Below are 17,094 nucleotides of genomic sequence, written 5' to 3' on the forward strand. Positions count from 1 at the left end.
TTAATAATCAATATAATAATCAATATGGATTGGGTAAAAAGATGACATCAGTTTGAGCGGTCAATTTTACCAAGCCAATCACGAATGACTTCGGCACGAGAGATTGCCAATGCGTTTTTGTCCTTGAGATCTTGGTTTTGTTGTACCAGTGCTTGGTTGGCTTGATACAGATCTTCGACTTGTTTTTGTAGGGCATTGCGAGAATGCTCAAGGCTATCGACTTGTTCGCAGTAGCTGTCGATTTCTTGATTTGCTTTGTTTAGCTGTTGTTGAAGATTGATGATTTGCTGTGGGCTGTCATCGTTGGCAAGTCGTTGTTTGAGATTGGCAAGTTCGGTGGCGGTAACAGCATATTGCTTTTTCATCGCTATGATGGTTTGCTCTAGGGCTTGAAGTTGAGCTAGCATAAGATGTCCTGATAAAGTCAATCGATAGAAATATAGAGATATTGCTATGCTAATCTTATCACGGCTATTAGGTCTATTGTCAAATATTTTTTAAATTCTTGAGTAAATTTTCGATGATTGGTGTGATTTTGGCAAAAGATTGCCCTTGTGATTTGCCAAAATGGACGCATAAATGCATCGGCTGTGATATAATCATGGGTTTGATTTTGAATAATAAAAGGTGTGGCGATGGCGACTGATTTTATGTCAGGTTGGGATGACTGGACAAAGGCATTTGAAACATGGACGGATGTGTCAATTAGCGAATTGCACGGTATTATGACGGGCATCATGACAGTGTGTAATGCAACGGATATCGATGGCTGGACGCAGATTTTAGAAGAGCTAAGCTTTGAAGTGCCAAGCGAAGATGCGCTAGAATTATTGACCGAATACGCCGAAGATGTCAGCTTTGCGCTCAAAGACAAAGACGATGCCTATGGCTATGAGCCACTTGTGCCTGATGATGAGCATGAGCTGTACGAGCGTGTGCTTGCGCTCAAAGATTGGGCAGGTGGCTATATCACGGGTATCGGTGTGGCAGGTATCAGCCTAAGAGATGATGAAAATGAGCTGATTCGCACGCTGATGGAGATTGCCGCCATTCGCCTAGATGACGAAGAGAGCCTGGAAGGTGGCGAAGAGATGTGGCTACACCTGTTTGAGTTTGCCCGTATGGTGCCTGTACATCTAGCGACACGCAAGCGTATCGATGTCAAAAGCTTGCCACTGATTAAGGGCTTGTCACCAGATGCCAAAACTGCCAAAGAAGTCGCCGCCGATAAGCTGTCAGTCCCTGTGATTGATGCGATGGCGAGCAAACAATAATCGATACTCATGCAACTCATTCATCTAAATCCCAAACAGCTACCAACCCTGCCACCGCTTGCGATGACCATCGGCAACTATGACGGTGTGCATTTGGGTCATCAAGCCTTATTGACTGCTTTGGCAAATGATGCCAAGCAGATGGGTTTTGCGTCAGCGGTGATGATTTTTGAGCCGCAGCCCAGAGAGTTTTTTGCGCCGCACAATCCGCCTGCGAGACTGACAAGCCTTGACGAAAAAGCAGCCTATATCGCTGAGCTTGGCGTGGATTATCTGATTGTGGCAAGCTTTGATGATGAATTTCGTTCATTATCCGCCAGTGACTTTGCACTGATGCTCAAGGGGCTAAACGCTCGCCATTTGGTGCTGGGCGATGATTTTCGCTTTGGGCATGACAGAGCAGGGGATAAGGCATTTTTGGCGGCGGCAGGCTTTAGTGTTGATAGCCTAGATAGTATCATGCATGATAATCAGCGAGTGAGCTCATCTTTGGTAAGACAAGCTTTGGCAGATGGCCGCTTGGATAGTGCCAAAGGGCTATTGGGTCGGGATTATGCCATTACAGGGCGTGTGGTGCATGGCGATAAGATTGGGCGTACGCTTGATTTCCCAACGGCGAATATTGCGCCAAGCCGCATCAAGCCTGCCCTGCACGGTGTCTATGGGGCGGATGTGTTTGCTTATCGTGATGGCGTGCGATTGGATTGGGCGACACTTGCTCATGATGACGCTGTCGGTGTGGCAGGTGTGGCACAAGGTAGTCTCTTTGGTGCGGTAAGTGTCGGTCTGCGTCCATCGGTGGGCGGTCAAGATTGGCGTATCGAAGTGCATTTACCGAAGTTTGATGGGGATTTGTACGATGTACAATTAACCGTCGTATTTCGGTATTTTTTGCACGGCGAACGCAAGTATGATGGCATGGATGCGCTAAAGGCAGGTATCAGTCAAGATGTGGCGGATTTGCTTGCGTGGCGAGCATCTGTATCTGTTGAATAACGACTATCACATAAAGACTGCCACATAAAGGCTGTCACATAAAGACTAGGGCATAAAAAAGTGGCATAAAAAAGCTAGGCTCACCATAAACCTAGCTTTTTTCGAGTATTGGCTGTGTGTTTTCGCCAAGTGGTATGTTTGCTTATTGACCATGCAAACGGGCGTTTAGCTCATCAAGCACCATCGCCCACACGGCATCTTTTCGCCATTCTTCACGGACAAATGCCATTTGGCTGTCATTCCAAAATGGGGCTTGGTCAAGCTGTGTATCTTCGTCTAGCTGATGTGCGGCGATGAATTTTTCGATGGCTTCATCACTGCTATCAAGTCCAAGCTGAGCAAATAGCTCGTTCATGGTGTATTCGATGTTTCCTAACATAGTTTAGTCCTGCTTTTGTGGGTTGGCTGATTTTGTTTGGGTATCACTTTTCAAAATCATGACTAGATTGTAACAGCTTATACTTAGCCAAACTTTACAAAATTGTATCGTCTGTGTAATAAAACACTTACCACGATGTGTAAGTTTCTTACCAAATTAAATTTATAAAAAATACCCAACTCAGATGAATCGGGCATTTTTTGGCGGTCAGTCAATTATGCAAATAGATGGTCAATCGCTGCACGCTCTTCTTCAAGCTCGTTTAGAGTGATGTTGATGTATTTTTGGCTAAATTCATCAATCTCAAGGCCCTGAACGATTTTGTATTCACCATTTTCGGTAGTTACAGGGAAACCGAACATCACGCCTTCTGGGATGCCGTATGAGCCATCTGATGGGATACCCATAGTTACCCATTCGCCGTTCGTGCCTAGTGCCCAATCACGCATATGGTCGATGGCAGCGTTTGCAGCTGATGCAGCTGATGACAGGCCACGAGCTTCGATGATGGCTGCACCACGCTTACCAACGGTAGGTAGGAATACATTAGCATTCCATTCTTGGTCGTTGATCATGTCTTTGACGCTCTCGCCATTGATGGTGGCAAAACGATAGTCAGCGTACATGGTTGGGCTGTGGTTGCCCCAAACGGTTAGGTTCTTGATGTCTTTGACTTGCTTGCCAGTTTTCTTCGCTACTTGGGTCAATGCACGGTTGTGGTCAAGGCGTAGCATAGCAGTGAAGTTCTTGGCAGGTAGGTCTGGTGCTGATTTCATTGCGATATAAGCGTTGGTGTTTGCTGGGTTGCCCACGACCAATACTTTGACATCACGGCTAGCGACATCGTTAAGTGCTTTACCTTGAACGGTGAAAATCTTAGCATTTTCTTGTAGTAGGTCGGCACGCTCCATGCCCGGGCCGCGTGGACGAGCACCGACTAGTAGGGCATAGTCAGCATCTTTGAATGCGACATTTGGATCGTCAGTACCGATTACATCAACTAGCAGTGGGAATGCACAGTCATCTAGCTCCATGATGACGCCTTGTAGGGCTTGTTGTGCTTTTTCGACAGGTACTTCTAGTAGCTGTAGGATAACAGGCTGATCCTTGCCAAGCATTTCGCCAGATGCGATACGGAATAGTAGGCTGTAGCCGATTTGACCAGCTGCGCCAGTAACAGCAACACGAACAGGTTGTTTCATGGTAAATCCTTCTTTGTTAAGGTGTTAAGTATAAAAACCTTGTGAGTATCATCAATTTTTCTGATGATGCTATCACAATCGCAATTAGTTTAGCACTTTTACCATCAAAAGACAAAGCCAAAAATGCAAAAATCCAAATTGAGTATGTTTCAATTTGGATTTGGTATAGCAATTATACAAAAGATGGTAAGCATCGTACATCAGCCAACGAGCTGTTTGGCAATCCAGTGCTTGACAGGCGGTAGGTTGTTGCTCACTCGTAGTGCCAAATCACGCACCGCACGCACAGGCTTACGATCATCGGTAAATAGCGTCACCATTGCATTAGTGCCGTGATACAGTGGGCGAGTATGGATTTGATGACGACGATTAAAGGTGGCAAGCAGGCGATCAGATGCGATGTCACGCCCCATGCGGTGTGCTTCGATAATAAGTGGCGCTAGAATGTCGGCGCTGATAAGTCCTAGATTGTAGCCGTGCGCGGTCACAGGGTGCATACCGACAGCAGCATCCCCGATGAGTGCGGCACGCTTGGCGTGGAACTGATGTGCGTGCACACCCATCAGTGGGTAGTGATGCACCGACCCTGCAATGCTAAATGTACCAAATTGATCGCCAAACATTCGCTGTGCTTCGCTGGCAAGTGCTTGTGGTGATAGGCTAAGCAGGGCATCGGCTTGGGTGTTGTCAAGAGTGATGACGCAGTTGGTCAGATGGTCATTGAGCGGTAATAGAGCAAGGGTGCGACCGTACAAAAAACATTCTTGGGCAGTTGCACCATTGGACAGCGGATGACTGACTCGAAACACAATCACCGTCCGCCCAAAGTCATGCATATCCGCACCAATCCCAAGCATACGACGCACGCCAGACAGTCGGCTGTCAGCGGCAATCACCAAATCTGCTGTCAGTGTGCGACCATCAGCAAGGCTCACCGTTGCCTGCACATCATCGGTCTTGACATCGGTGACGCCAATCTCGGTAATCAGTGTGACATTATCCATCGTCGCCACTTCGTCATAGATGGCTTTGCGGATATTGTGATTGGAAATCAGATTGCCGAGTCTATCAAGCAAACGCATGGATTTCATTAGGCTTGGCACTTGAAAATGCAGGGCATAATCAAGTGTACCGCTATACACTTTGGCATCGACCAGCGGATAAACCTCATCGGGGTTGAAGCGTTGCCAAGCGCCAAGATTTTGTAGGATTTCTTTTGAACGATTGGTCAGGGCGATTTCACGGCCGTCATAAGCAGGGTTTTGTAGGCTTGATAAAGGGGCTTTTTCGATGATGGTCAAGCGCAACTCGCTACCCTTAAAATAGCGAGCAAAGGCAAGCCCAGCAGGGCCTGCACCGACGATGATGATATCACTATGCATGGTGTCGCTCATAAAAATCCCCTAAAAATCACACAGTGTCAAAAGTCAATGTTTGGTTGCGCCAAAATCCTGTTAAGCCTTGCTAAGCTTTGTCAAATTTTTCAAACTTTTTAAGCTTTGTAAAGCATTTAAATCATGCCAAGCCAAAATTATCAAAAAGCAAATAAGCGTATCTTGGCAAATGGCTAAGTTGGCTTAGTTTTGACGGCTTAATTTTGGCGTTGATAGTTTGCCAACTCGTTACGAATGGTGGTTTGTAGCCAAGCACGCAAATCATCAGACAACTGACTCATGTGGTCGCCCAAAAACTCATCAATCTGTGCTGATAGATTGTGGTTGAGGCGAGCTTCAAGCGCTTGTAAGTCATTATCGGTCAGCGTGGCGGTCGCTTCGCCATCGAGTGATGTGGTGTCAAGGCTGTGCACCAGTCGCATGGCTTGGGTATTGGTGCTGCTGCCATCTTGCATAAAGCCTTGCATCGCTTGATTAAAATCAGGATGGCTAAAGCGAAAATCGCTCACAGGCTCACTGCTATCAAGCAGGCGAATGATGTCATCAAGCTCATCATAAACAGCAGAGCGAGCACTGGCAGGCGTGCCAAGCCAACGCTTAGCAAACTGAATGCTGGGTGAAAAATTTGCCATGATTATCCCTTATAAAAATAGAATATCTGTATTGTAAATCAAACACTAAGCCAAAGTAAACATCAAGCCATCAATAGCGTGCTATTTTGGGAATTGTTGTTGCATGGCGTCGGTTTTGACGATGTCAAAGCCAGTTTTGCTACTGTTTTCGATGACGAATAGGGCTTGGATGCCTTCACGATTGGCAAGCTTGAGCGCATCTGCGTACGGCATGGCGGTCAATGCCGTCGCCCAACCATCTGCCAAAGCCACGCTGTCATGTAGCACAGTCACGCTTGGAGCATTGCCTGCGACAGGATTGCCTGTGGTGGGGTTGATGGTGTGGCTATAGCGTACGCCATTGTATTCAAATGAATTGCGATAACCGCCTGAAGTTGCGATGTGTAGCGAGCCATCTTTTGGCTGAGTCAGCGTCGTGATGGTGTCACGGGTCTTGACTGAGCTGTCAATGACAGGCGCATCGACTGCCAGTGTCCATGGCTTGCCCTTGTCATTTTGTCCAAGGGTGGCAACTTCACCGCCAATCTCGACCATGTAGTTTGTGATGCCATAGCTGTCTTTGAGCGTCTGAGCGATGACGTCGACGGCATAGCCTTTGGCAATCGCCGAAAAATCCAGCCCCAAGCCATCGACGGTTTTGTGAATTTGTGTGCCATTCACCACAACTTTATCAAGCCCGATGAGTGCTTGAGCCTTAGCAATCTCATCGGTGCTTGGTGGGGATTGTAGTCGCTCAACGCTTTTGTGCTTACCAAATCCCCACAGCTCAACGAGTGGATACACCGTCGGGTCAAAGGCATGATCAGATGCTTGATAGATGGTTTGGCTGTCGCTTAGCACCTTGGCAAAGTCAGCATCAATCTGTATTGGCGTCGCTGACGGCAGGCGATTAAATTTACTAATCGTGCTGTCATCCATATAGGTGGACATACTGATGTTGATGGCGTCTAAGCGTTTATCAATCGCAGCTTGGATGGCTTTGGCATCAGCGCCATCAGGATGCTGATAGCTGATGTGGTAGCTTGTACCCATGGTTTGCCCTTCGATTTTTTGATAAGTCGGCTTGTCACTGCAAGCGCTGATGAGAGCGGCTGAACAGATGATGGCAATCGGAGCGTATTTCATGGGTGTACCCTTTATGCTGTTTTAGTTTTTTGATAAGTGACAAAACGATACGCCAAACCACTTTTGTCACAGATATGCGTATCGCTTTGAGCGACTTTGATAAACTCATCAGTGATGACAGGATAATAAGCATCGCCTGTGATGTCGATATCTACTTCGGTAATCTCAAGGCGGTCAGCCATCGCTAAGCTCTGCTGATAAATCTCACCACCGCCGAGGATATAGATGGCAGACTGCCCACGAGCGATGGCATCGGCTTTGGCGGCATTGATGGCGTCCACGAGCGTATGCGACACGGTCACACCATCGTGATGAAAGGTCGTGTCACGGGTGATGATGTGGTGACTGCGGTTCGGCAATAAGCGACCCAAAGACTCAAAAGTCTTACGCCCCATGACAATCACGCCGCCTGTGGTGATGTTCTTAAAATGCTGTAAATCAGCAGGGATGTGCCATAGTAGCTGATTGTTCTTGCCGATACAGTGGTTCGTGCTTTTGGCGACGACATGGATGATATCGATATCTGTCATATCAGACCGCCACAGCTGCTTTGATGGCAGGATGTGATTGATAATTTTCAATCGTGATATCATCAAAGCTAAAGTCAAAAATGTCTTTGATGTCAGGGTTTAGCTTAAGCTGACACAGTGGCAGTGGCTCACGGCTAAGCTGAAGTTTGGCTTGCTCAAAGTGATTGCTATACAGATGCGTATCACCGCCTGTCCAGATAAATTCACCCACATCCAAATCGCACACTTGGGCAATCATGTGCGTCAGCAGTGCATAGCTTGCGATATTAAATGGCACACCCAAGAACACATCGGCACTACGCTGATACAGCTGGCAGGATAATTTGCCATCAATCACAAAAAACTGAAACAGCGTATGGCACGGCGGCAGTGCCACTTGTCCTGCTTCGGCAGGGTTCCAGCCCGAGACAATCAGACGCCGAGAGTTGGGATTGGTTTTGATTTCGTTAATCAGCCAAGTAATTTGGTCAAAGCCATCGACATTGTACGCACCATCGGCATTTTTGCTTGCGCCAAAATTACGCCACTGATGACCATAGACAGGCCCAAGCTCACCTGCAGGACGACCAAAGCGAGCGGTCTGTTCGGCGGTCGCCCACTCATCCCAAATGCTGACACCGTTTGCTTGCAGATAATCCACGCAGGTATCGCCTTTTAAGAACCATAGCAGTTCATGGATGATGGATTTCATGTGGACTTTTTTGGTGGTCAGTAGCGGAAAGCCCTTTGACAAATCAAAACGCATCTGATGACCGAACACCGAGCGAGTGCCTGTGCCTGTGCGGTCGCCTTTATCGCCACCAGTTTCTAGGATGTGCGTCAGTAGCTCAAGATATTGTTTCATTAGGCTTGTTTCCAATCATAAATGCGTTTTTGATACGCCATCACCATTAAGATAATACCAAAAATAATCATCGGCAAACTGTATAATTGCCCCTTGCTCATCCACCCAAAAATCAGCTCATAGCCGACATCTGGCTGACGGAAAAATTCGGTGATAAAACGGCTGATACCATAGCCTAACAAGAACAGCGCAGACACCGCATAGCGTGGGCGTGGCTTGGATGAGAACCACCATAGCAGGATAAATAGTAGCACGCCTTCGGTTGCTGCTTGGTACAGCTGTGATGGATGGCGTGGTAGTAACAGATAGCCACCGATATTGGTCGCAACGCTTTGTAGGGCGGGATTGGCTTGCAATAGCTCAAAATCAGCATTGGCTGCCTGCGGGAAATACATCAAATGGCTGATGTCGGATGTCGAGACACGACCCCATAGCTCGCCATTGATGAAGTTGCCAATTCGCCCAAATAATAGACCTGTCGGCACACATGGTGCGATAAAATCCAGCACGGTAAACGGCGCTTTTTTGTATTTATAGGCAAAATACCACATCGCAAGTAGCACGCCGACAAAGCCACCGTGAAAGCTCATACCGCCTTCCCAAACACGGAATAGGTACAGCGGATTGGCAATAAATTCGCCAAAATTATACAAAATCACATAGCCGATACGACCGCCGAGAATGACGCCCACCGAGCCAAAAAATACCAAATCAGAAACCATCTCAGCGGTAAAATCGGTGCGAGATTTGGTACGATACCAAGCCAAAAAATAAGCCATGCCAAAGGCAAGCAGGTACATCAGACCATACCAATGTAGCTGAATGACGCCTAAGTCTAGGGCGACAGGATTGATTTGTGGGTGGGTGATAGCCATGCAATGCTCGTTTTGTGGATAAAATGGGGATATTATAGCGTATTTTGGGTGTGTTTTTCCAACAAACAATAAAAAAGCCTGTTGGCTAACAGGCTTTGTAAAAGGGTTGCTGCGTAAAAGAGTTGCTACTTGGCAATCACAGCCAACCACTCACCATCAGCTGTACGCCGACGATCATCAGCAGTACGCCAAAGGCACGCTTGAGCGTCTGTGCAGGTAGGGCGTGCGCTAGGCGTGCGCCGACCTTTGCCATCACAAAGCTTAAAATACTGATGGTGATGAATGCGCCGATATGCACAAAACCGATCAAGCCATCAACCTGATCGACGCTGCCGCCTTGATGACCAAACCAAATAAAACCCAAAGCACCTGCGATGGCAATCGGCAGACCGCAGGCGGCTGATGTGCCGACAGCTTGTTTCATTGGTACGCCATTTTGGCTCAAGTAAGGCACGGTCAAACTGCCACCACCGATACCAAAGATGGCAGATAATATACCAATGACGACGCCAGAGATCATCTGCTTGTAGTCGGCAGGGGGTGGGATGTCGAGTCGTTCTTGATTGGGGAAAAATAGCATTTTCACCGCCATCAAGATTGCGCCACCGCCCAAGATGGCTTGGAGCATCGCACCATCAATGAGTGTCGCCATCCAAGCACCGACAAGACTGCCAAGCACCAATCCCTTTGCCATGTTTTTAAAGATTTCCCAACGCACACCACCACGCTTGTGATGTGCTGACATTGAGCTGATCGAAGTCAAAATGATGGTCGCCAGTGCCGTACCGACTGCCACGTGTGGCACGATTTCACTTGGCAAGCCATAATACGCCAAAATCCAAATCAGTGCTGGCACGATGACCATACCGCCACCAACACCAAACAGTCCTGCGCACAGCCCTGCCACGATCCCTGCGATCGAAAACCACAAATAAATCATGATTCAAATCCCATTGTTTTAGTGAAATTGTGCTATTATAACGCAATTTTATGAGTTTTGTGGATGCATTTTCGATGGATTATTTGGGTGGGGTGTGGGATTTTGCGCCGATTTGGGCAGAGATTTGTCGCCATCATCGGCATGATGCGCTGACTGATAGCACCAACACACAGTTGATACAGGCGGTGAGTGCAGGTAAGCTTGATTATCGCCATCATCATCTGCATACGTGTGACGCCCAAAGTGCAGGGCGTGGACAGCATGGCAGATCGTGGGTGAGCGCTCAGGGCAATGTGTTTTTGTCGCTTTATACGCCGATGCAGGCGATGAGTGATGATGGCTTTGGGCTTCTCCGCTTGGATGGCTTTTTGTCATTGGCGGTGGGGTATTATTTGGCACAGCTTGAGATTATCCAAGCCATCAATGCCGAGCGTATTAAGAAAGACTTATCAATCATCGGTGTCAAATGGGCAAATGATGTCGGCTACTATGACGATACAGCACACCTATTCCAAAAGCTGTGCGGGATTTTGATCGAGCCTGTCTATGCCAAAGTCGATGACAAAACTCGTCTGGTCGGCGTGGTTACAGGCGTGGGGATGAATGTTGAGATGAGTCCTGCCATCGCCGATGGACTGTATCAAGCCACCTGCCTAAGACAGCTGGCAGATATGGCAAATCTTGAGTGTGTGCCTAGCTATCAAGCACTGTATCAGCCGATTTGCCAAGCCATCTGCCAAGCTGTCCATCAGCACAATCAGCTGTCTGATGATACTGCCAAGTCAGCTTTCATCGATGCGTTCAACCGTGCTCATGTCTTGATAGGCAAGGTGGTCAATGTCTTTGCCAGAGATGAGATGCGGGTGGTGAGCCAGTCGGGACGATGTATTGGCATTGATTATGATGGGGCGTTATTGCTTGAGCAGGCGGGCAGTATCGAGCGTGTCTTGGCAGGCATGATACAATCTGCATAATGTAGATAATCTAAATTTATAAAGGATAACTATGATTGCACTGTGGCTAGACTTGGGTAATACACGACTAAAATACTGGCTGATCGATGATGGCGAAGTCATCGCATCGGATGCCAAAGAACACCTAAAAGCACCCAATGAGCTACTGATGGGTTTGTTTGGGACTTTTGTGCAATTTCATCCAGAGTTTGTGGGTATCTCAAGCGTACTTGGCGAAAAAATCAACGCCAAAATCGCCGATACGCTCAGACAGCTTGGCGTACCGTTTGAGTTTGCCAAAGTCAATGACAAGCATCCGATGCTACACAGCCATTATGATCCGCTGCAGCTGGGTGTCGATCGCTGGCTACAGATGCTCGGCGCGGTCAATGGCGCTAAGCAGTGCGTGGTCGGCTGTGGTACGGCATTAACCATTGATATCATTGATGGTGGTGTGCATTTGGGCGGATATATCTTGCCCAATGCCTATATGCAGCGACACGCACTGTATGCAGGGACGCAGCAGATTGGCGTCAAGCAGGGGCGATTTGACAGTCTTGAGCTTGGGCGTACGACGGATGATGCGGTGCATCACGGTATTTTGTTTGGGATTGTCGGTGCGGTTAAATCAATACAGGCAAATTATCCTGACTTTGAGCTGGTTTTGACAGGGGGTGGGGCGATGACGCTTGCACCGCATTTGCACGGTGCTATCGTCGATGAAGGGCTGATTTTGACAGGCTTACAGCGGTATTTTGAGCGTTGCCGTGATGGTGAATTTGCCTAAAATTTAACCATCATTAGGGTGTCATCAGATGTACGGGGTGGGCTTGATTATCCAAGCCATCTTGCAAGTCATCCAAGAGATGTTGCCAAATGTATAAGGTATTTGGCTTAAGATGACCTTTTTGGACAATCAGCTCAAGGGCTAAAGCCTGCAAGCTTTTGGCGAGCTCCAGCTGTCCGCACCAAGCTAGCGAGCGCATGATTCGGCTGATTTTCTTTTCTTGATGACCGACTTCTTTGAGCCAATAACCCCGAGCCTTGAGCGTATCGTCGGCAAAGACTTGATTGCCGACTCGCTCAATACCAAAGTAGTGCATGATTCTATCAAACGATGTTAAGAATTTTTGCTGAATTTCAGGATTGCTTTGAAAAAATAGCAAGTCATCGCCGTGTAGGGTCGGCACGGTTCTGTTCCATTTGGATGCGTGATCCACAGGAAATAGCCACTCAATATAAAAATACTGCACGCCAATCATGCTAGGTGGCAATGCCCACAGATCTTCTAGGGTGCAATCAAATGCCGTCGTCTTGCGTAGGCCTAAATAAAATTCATTAATCGGATGCATATCATCTGCCAGTGTTTGCTTGGTTTACATCAACTATAGCATGATGGTGCGATAAATTGTGTCGCCTGTATCTCAAACCCGAGCGATGGCGTATCAGCTACACCCCGAACCAAAACGCAAAGGCAAACAGTCCAAGCGTGCACAGCATCGACAGTAGCCAGTTCACCGAGCGGAGCATACCAAGATTGGCGGCATAGCTTGCAATATAGCCAATGCGAAACAGCACATAGCCTGCTGCCAATAAGTTCACCACCGCCATCGGCACAAAGGTATAAATCGCAATCAGCACCGCCGCCAAAAATACCGGCAAAGTCTCATAGCTATTGGCTTGTGCATGATTAAATCTGGCAGAGATACCCTGTGATGATGCCAAAAAAGCACGGGGGTCTTGGTTGTGCTTACCAAAGCGAAAACCGCCACTGACTTTGGCAAGTACCGAGCACAGCCACGGCAGCAAGCTTGCGATGACCATCAAGATGATGGCAAGCTTGATACCAGTTTGGGCAAAGAATGAAATAATCATAAAATACAGCTTAATAATTAAGCAGGAATGATTTTAAAATCATGAGTGATATTCACGCCACCTGCGGACAGCATACGAGATGCCGAACAGTATTTTTCGGCAGACAATTCAATGGCTTTGGCGACTTGGGTATCTTTGATGTCGGTGCCTGTCACCACAAAGTGCAGATGAATATCGGTAAATACCGCAGGTACGCTATCGGCACGCACCGCACGCATCTCACAGCGGACATCTTGGACATCTTGGCGAGATTTTTTCAAAATTGTCACCACATCGTAGCTGGCACAGCCACCCAAACCGAGCAAAATCAGCTCCATTGGGCTTGCGCCTTGTTCTTTATTGCCATCAAGCTGTACGATATGACCTGATGGGGAAGTGCCTTCAAAATGCACACCGTCTTTCCACACCAAGCTTGCGTTTAATTCTGCCATGAGATGTTCCTTATAAAAAATATTCAAATCATTGTAATGGTTTTGATGGGCTTTGGCAACTTGCATCCAAACTTGAGTTGGGCTTATTTTGGATGCCATCCACCAAAGCAATGATGGCTAAATTGGGGCGAAATGCGATTTTTCTAGCGGTTTTTGGCGAAAAAGCCAAATTATTTTAAAAAACATTACACATTTGCTCGTTTTTTTGGTTTAATAGTCATTAAGTAAAGTCATCGGTAAAAAACCGGTGATATTTCAATGATTTATAAATTAAGAGTTTAGTTATGATTGATGCAGACGGTTTTCGACCGAATGTCGGCATCATCTTGGTAAATGCACAAGGGCAGGTTCTGTGGGCAAAACGCATCGGACATGACAGTTGGCAATTTCCCCAAGGGGGGATTAACCGTGGCGAGACACCGCTTGAAGCGATGTATCGTGAGCTGTACGAAGAAGTTGGCTTGTTACCTGAGCACGTCAAAGTGCTTGCTGTGACACGCGATTGGCTACGCTATCGACTGCCAAAACGCTATGTACGAGCAGGGCAAGAGCCATTGTGTATCGGACAAAAACAAAAATGGTTTTTGTTGTATCTGGATGATGCTTATACCGACCATATCCGCTTTGATGTGGGTGTGCCTGAGTTTGATGATTGGCAGTGGGTGAGCTATTGGTATCCGTTGACGGGTGTTGTACCGTTCAAAAAATCGGTTTATCAGCGAGCCTTAGCAGAGTTAATCCCTGCTGTGCCATTGGCAGATTAAAATTATCACCAAAAACCATCCCAAAAAAATCACCGTATCAAGCGATGCGGTGATTTTTTATGGCTATTATTAGCAAAATTGGCTAAGTAAATTGGATGGATGAATTAGATAAGTAATTGGCTTAATCCCATGCCTTATCCTATTCTCCATCTTGTGAGTCGGTATCGCTGACAGCACGCTTGATGCCGCCAAAGCGTTTTTTGTTGCGACCAAAAAAATGCCGAGCGGGTTTTATCAGACGCACCGCCTTAGCCAGTCGCCCTTCGGTGAATTTGGCATCGCCATCAGGGATGATGACCACATTGCCATGCTCATCGATGGTGCGTCGTGCTTTTGGTTCATAGCCGTTATTGTCGCTTTGCTCGATACTGTCTTGGGTCTCGATGCTGACAATGGGCTGTTTTTCACGCAGGGGTGTGCTGTCGAATAACACGCCAAGCGGTAGATGAAGTTCGTGACTGGCGGTTTTTTCGATTTTGATTAAGTGGTCATACAGCTCAACGAACCACGGATCATAGTCGGTGGACTTGAGTTGATCCAGTTCACTGCGGATCGGTAGTGGATAGGGCAAGCTTTTATAAAATTGCCATAGATTAACTGTATTTAAATCAGTCTTTAGAGTATAGTTATTATCCTTAGTTGGGGTAATCAGATTGTTATCTAGTAGTAGGTTGAGATAAGTGTGCCATTTTGGCAGCTCTTTACGCCCGAGCAATTGACGCAGAGCATCTTCGCTGACTGTGTTGCCTTTTTGATAATTTTTATAAGTAAAATTAAGCATATCAAGCAGGCTAAGCAGTGGATGGCGTACGGGCACTTCTTTGGTGTCAAAGATGGTCAAGGTGTAGCTGATTTGCACGCCAAGCAAAATCAAATTCCACGACAAATAAATCCATAGCAGAAAAATCGGCAACGCAGCAAACGCCCCATAGATGGCTTCATAACTGGTGAAGTTACTCATCGCAACGCCAAAGACTTTTTTGAGTAGCTCAAATAATACGGCAATCACCACCCCTGCAATGACGGCATTTTTGATGGGGACTTGCGCTTTTGGGATAAACCAATACATCCCAATAAAGCCAAGCACCATCAGCCCAAAAGATAGGATATACGCCCACACGCCCCAGTCAATGCCATAGCCTGCGATTTTTTGGTTCAAGAAGTTCAGACTAGCAATCGCACTTGACGCACCAAACACCACACCAAGCACAATCGGGCCAAGCGTAATCATCACCCAATAGCGGATGATGCTTGCCATGCCACCTGAGCGGTCATCGACACGCCAAATCTTATTGAACGCCTGCTCAATGGTAATCAAGGTCAAAATCGCCGTAACGAACAAGCCGACCACACCGATGATACCAAGATTGCTTGATTTTTCGATAAAGCTTTGGATGTGCTGGCTAATCTGCGCACCCGATGATGGTATGAAATTATTATAAATCGCCATCTGTAGCTGTTCACGCACGCCTTCGAGTGCAGGCACGCTCGAAAAAATCACCAAAGTCACCGTCAATACAGGCACGATGGCAAGTAAGGTGGTGTAAGTTAGGCTGGCGGCTTTTTGCATACACTCATCTTCATCAAAATGGCGGATGAGCAAGCAAAGATACATAAACCATGCATGATGTGCAAAGGGTAATTTGTTCAAAAACTGGGTCATGGGTCGTCATTTTTCATCAGTATTTAGACTAGTGTAACAAACTCATCAGCGATTGCTAACCCTTAATTTGTGAAAATATGTGAATATTTGACGGTAGATGATATGTCAGGCATGGGCAATGGTGGATTTTTTGGTATAATGATGGCTCATTTTTGGACGATGAATGGATAATTTTCATGACACAAGCCTATGTGTTGGTGCTGTATGACAGCAATAAAGGGGCGACCAAAGAACTTGCCTATCTGATTGCTCAAGGGGTGATGGATGGTGGTGTTGCGGTGAAAATCCGCCGAGTGCCCAAAGTCTCTGCCGTGTGCGAGCAAGTGGCGGATAACATCCCTGATGATGGCGATTTGTATTGCACCCAAGATGACTTGGCGGATTGTGCTGGGCTTGCACTGGGTAGCCCGACGCATTTTGGCAATATGTCAGCGAGCATGAAGTATTTTTGGGACAATACGGTGAGTAGCTGGCTGTCAGGCGCATTACAGGGCAAGCCTGCGTGTGTGTTCACGAGCACTGGTAGCCTGCATGGCGGTCAAGAGACGACGCTTATTACCATGATGATGCCACTACTGCATCATGGGATGCTACTGATGGGCTTGCCTTATGCACATCCTGAGCTATCGACGACGGCTCGTGGCGGTACGCCTTATGGGGCAAGCCATGTGGCAGGTGCTCGCCAAGAATTTCCCTTGACCCAAGATGAAAAGACGCTCGCCATTGCTCAAGGTGCAAGACTTGCAGGTCTTGTCAAGCAGCTAAACGCACAGCAAGGTGATGCATGAAAAAGTCCAACAAACCCGCCAAACCCGCCAAACCTGTACAGACGGCACTGCGTCATACTTGGTGGCTATGGCTTGCGACTGTATTGATTGCTTATCCTGTGGCGGTGTGGCTCTCGACAGGGGCGTCCTTGTGGGCAGGCATGGGCGTACAGCTACTTGGCTTGATACCTGCGCTACTGTGTACACCTGCCATTTGGCGGGGGAATTCGCCTTATGCCTTGATGTGGGTGAGTATGGTGGCACTGGTTTATCTGGGTGTGGCGAGTGTGATGGCACTTTTTCGGGTTTATGAAGCAGCACCTGTGGCGGTGTGGGCGGTGCAATGTGTTGAAGCGGTTTTGTTATTACTCATCAATTGCCAATTATTCGTACTGCTCAAGCGACTGCCTGCCATGCATAAGCAAAACGCCCAATCTTAATGATAAGGCA

The 17,094-nt window shown here is 47.3% G+C and carries 21 protein-coding genes; 7 read left to right on the forward strand and 14 right to left on the reverse strand.

Translation table 11 applies throughout. The features are described from left to right. Positions 1-47: 47 nt before the first annotated feature. A complete protein-coding gene (locus tag B0680_RS01430; RefSeq protein ID WP_078253278.1) occupies positions 48-407 on the reverse strand; it encodes a hypothetical protein in 360 nt (119 codons plus the stop codon). A gap of 228 nt (positions 408-635) precedes the next feature. Here B0680_RS01430 and B0680_RS01435 point away from each other — a divergent pair, with 228 nt between their 5' ends. Further along, a complete protein-coding gene (locus B0680_RS01435; protein ID WP_078253279.1) occupies positions 636-1,274 on the forward strand; it encodes a UPF0149 family protein in 639 nt (212 codons plus the stop codon). Positions 1,275-1,283: 9 nt separating this feature from the next. Continuing rightward, positions 1,284-2,270: a riboflavin biosynthesis protein RibF gene (gene ribF, locus B0680_RS01440; RefSeq protein ID WP_078253280.1), complete on the forward strand. Its 987-nt coding sequence runs from the start codon at positions 1,284-1,286 to the stop codon at positions 2,268-2,270. 142 nt (positions 2,271-2,412) lie between these two features. On the opposite strand, the gene B0680_RS01445 is transcribed toward ribF, so the two are convergent. From B0680_RS01445 to B0680_RS01490, 9 genes are all read right to left on the reverse strand, one after another. Beyond that, positions 2,413-2,649 carry a DUF2789 domain-containing protein gene (locus B0680_RS01445; RefSeq protein WP_078253281.1) on the reverse strand — a complete coding sequence of 79 codons (237 nt, stop codon included), beginning with the start codon at positions 2,647-2,649 and terminating at the stop codon, positions 2,413-2,415. 215 nt (positions 2,650-2,864) lie between these two features. Continuing rightward, positions 2,865-3,851: a malate dehydrogenase gene (locus tag B0680_RS01450; RefSeq protein WP_078253282.1), complete on the reverse strand. Its 987-nt coding sequence runs from the start codon at positions 3,849-3,851 to the stop codon at positions 2,865-2,867. A gap of 200 nt (positions 3,852-4,051) precedes the next feature. Further along, the gene (ubiM, locus tag B0680_RS01460) at positions 4,052-5,245 is read right to left on the reverse strand and encodes a 5-demethoxyubiquinol-8 5-hydroxylase UbiM (RefSeq protein WP_078253284.1); all 1,194 of its coding nucleotides are present in this window, start codon (positions 5,243-5,245) and stop codon (positions 4,052-4,054) included. A gap of 197 nt (positions 5,246-5,442) precedes the next feature. Further along, positions 5,443-5,877: a hypothetical protein gene (locus B0680_RS01465; protein WP_078253285.1), complete on the reverse strand. Its 435-nt coding sequence runs from the start codon at positions 5,875-5,877 to the stop codon at positions 5,443-5,445. 81 nt (positions 5,878-5,958) lie between these two features. Next, positions 5,959-7,002, reverse strand: a complete 1,044-nt coding sequence (locus B0680_RS01470) for an FAD:protein FMN transferase (protein ID WP_078253286.1) — start codon at positions 7,000-7,002, stop codon at positions 5,959-5,961. An 11-nt stretch (positions 7,003-7,013) separates the two neighbouring features. Further along, entirely contained in the window at positions 7,014-7,532 is a 519-nt protein-coding gene (locus tag B0680_RS01475; RefSeq protein ID WP_078253287.1) for a dihydrofolate reductase, read from the reverse strand. 1 nt (position 7,533) lies between these two features. Beyond that, on the reverse strand, positions 7,534-8,376 hold the full coding sequence (locus tag B0680_RS01480; RefSeq protein WP_078253288.1) for a thymidylate synthase: 843 nt from the start codon (positions 8,374-8,376) through the stop codon (positions 7,534-7,536). Then, positions 8,376-9,251: a prolipoprotein diacylglyceryl transferase gene (gene lgt, locus B0680_RS01485; RefSeq protein ID WP_078253289.1), complete on the reverse strand. Its 876-nt coding sequence runs from the start codon at positions 9,249-9,251 to the stop codon at positions 8,376-8,378. The genes B0680_RS01480 and lgt overlap by 1 nt, the downstream gene beginning before the upstream one ends. A gap of 136 nt (positions 9,252-9,387) precedes the next feature. Then, entirely contained in the window at positions 9,388-10,191 is an 804-nt protein-coding gene (locus B0680_RS01490; RefSeq protein ID WP_078253290.1) for a sulfite exporter TauE/SafE family protein, read from the reverse strand. Positions 10,192-10,241: 50 nt separating this feature from the next. Here B0680_RS01490 and B0680_RS01495 point away from each other — a divergent pair, with 50 nt between their 5' ends. Both B0680_RS01495 and B0680_RS01500 read left to right on the forward strand, forming a co-directional pair. Further along, entirely contained in the window at positions 10,242-11,165 is a 924-nt protein-coding gene (locus B0680_RS01495) for a biotin--[acetyl-CoA-carboxylase] ligase (protein WP_143821322.1), read from the forward strand. 34 nt (positions 11,166-11,199) lie between these two features. Further along, on the forward strand, positions 11,200-11,931 hold the full coding sequence (locus B0680_RS01500; protein ID WP_078253539.1) for a pantothenate kinase: 732 nt from the start codon (positions 11,200-11,202) through the stop codon (positions 11,929-11,931). Between the two features lie 13 nt (positions 11,932-11,944). Here the strand turns inward: B0680_RS01500 and B0680_RS01505 are convergent, their stop codons facing one another. The 3 genes from B0680_RS01505 to B0680_RS01515 form a co-directional block, all read right to left on the reverse strand. Further along, positions 11,945-12,496, reverse strand: coding sequence for an opioid growth factor receptor-related protein (locus B0680_RS01505; RefSeq protein ID WP_078253292.1), 552 nt, complete (start codon positions 12,494-12,496; stop codon positions 11,945-11,947). A 97-nt stretch (positions 12,497-12,593) separates the two neighbouring features. After that, positions 12,594-13,019: an MAPEG family protein gene (locus B0680_RS01510; protein WP_078253293.1), complete on the reverse strand. Its 426-nt coding sequence runs from the start codon at positions 13,017-13,019 to the stop codon at positions 12,594-12,596. A gap of 17 nt (positions 13,020-13,036) precedes the next feature. Then, positions 13,037-13,450, reverse strand: coding sequence for an OsmC family protein (locus tag B0680_RS01515; RefSeq protein WP_078253540.1), 414 nt, complete (start codon positions 13,448-13,450; stop codon positions 13,037-13,039). Between the two features lie 284 nt (positions 13,451-13,734). Here B0680_RS01515 and B0680_RS01520 point away from each other — a divergent pair, with 284 nt between their 5' ends. Continuing rightward, a complete protein-coding gene (locus B0680_RS01520) occupies positions 13,735-14,214 on the forward strand; it encodes an RNA pyrophosphohydrolase (RefSeq protein ID WP_078253294.1) in 480 nt (159 codons plus the stop codon). Positions 14,215-14,353: 139 nt separating this feature from the next. Here B0680_RS01520 and B0680_RS01525 read toward each other — a convergent pair whose 3' ends face one another. After that, positions 14,354-15,877 (reverse strand): YihY family inner membrane protein, encoded by a 1,524-nt coding sequence (locus tag B0680_RS01525; protein ID WP_078253295.1) that lies wholly within the window; start codon positions 15,875-15,877, stop codon positions 14,354-14,356. Positions 15,878-16,053: 176 nt separating this feature from the next. Between B0680_RS01525 and wrbA the strand changes: the two genes are divergently transcribed. Together wrbA and B0680_RS01535 are read left to right on the forward strand one after the other, a co-directional pair. Continuing rightward, positions 16,054-16,665 (forward strand): NAD(P)H:quinone oxidoreductase, encoded by a 612-nt coding sequence (gene wrbA, locus B0680_RS01530; protein ID WP_078253296.1) that lies wholly within the window; start codon positions 16,054-16,056, stop codon positions 16,663-16,665. Beyond that, the gene (locus B0680_RS01535; protein ID WP_078253297.1) at positions 16,662-17,084 is read left to right on the forward strand and encodes a hypothetical protein; all 423 of its coding nucleotides are present in this window, start codon (positions 16,662-16,664) and stop codon (positions 17,082-17,084) included. The genes wrbA and B0680_RS01535 overlap by 4 nt, the downstream gene beginning before the upstream one ends. The last annotated feature ends 10 nt before the right edge of the window (positions 17,085-17,094 follow it).

It is taken from the genome of Moraxella pluranimalium, from assembly GCF_002014825.1.
Lineage (GTDB): Bacteria > Pseudomonadota > Gammaproteobacteria > Pseudomonadales > Moraxellaceae > Moraxella > Moraxella pluranimalium.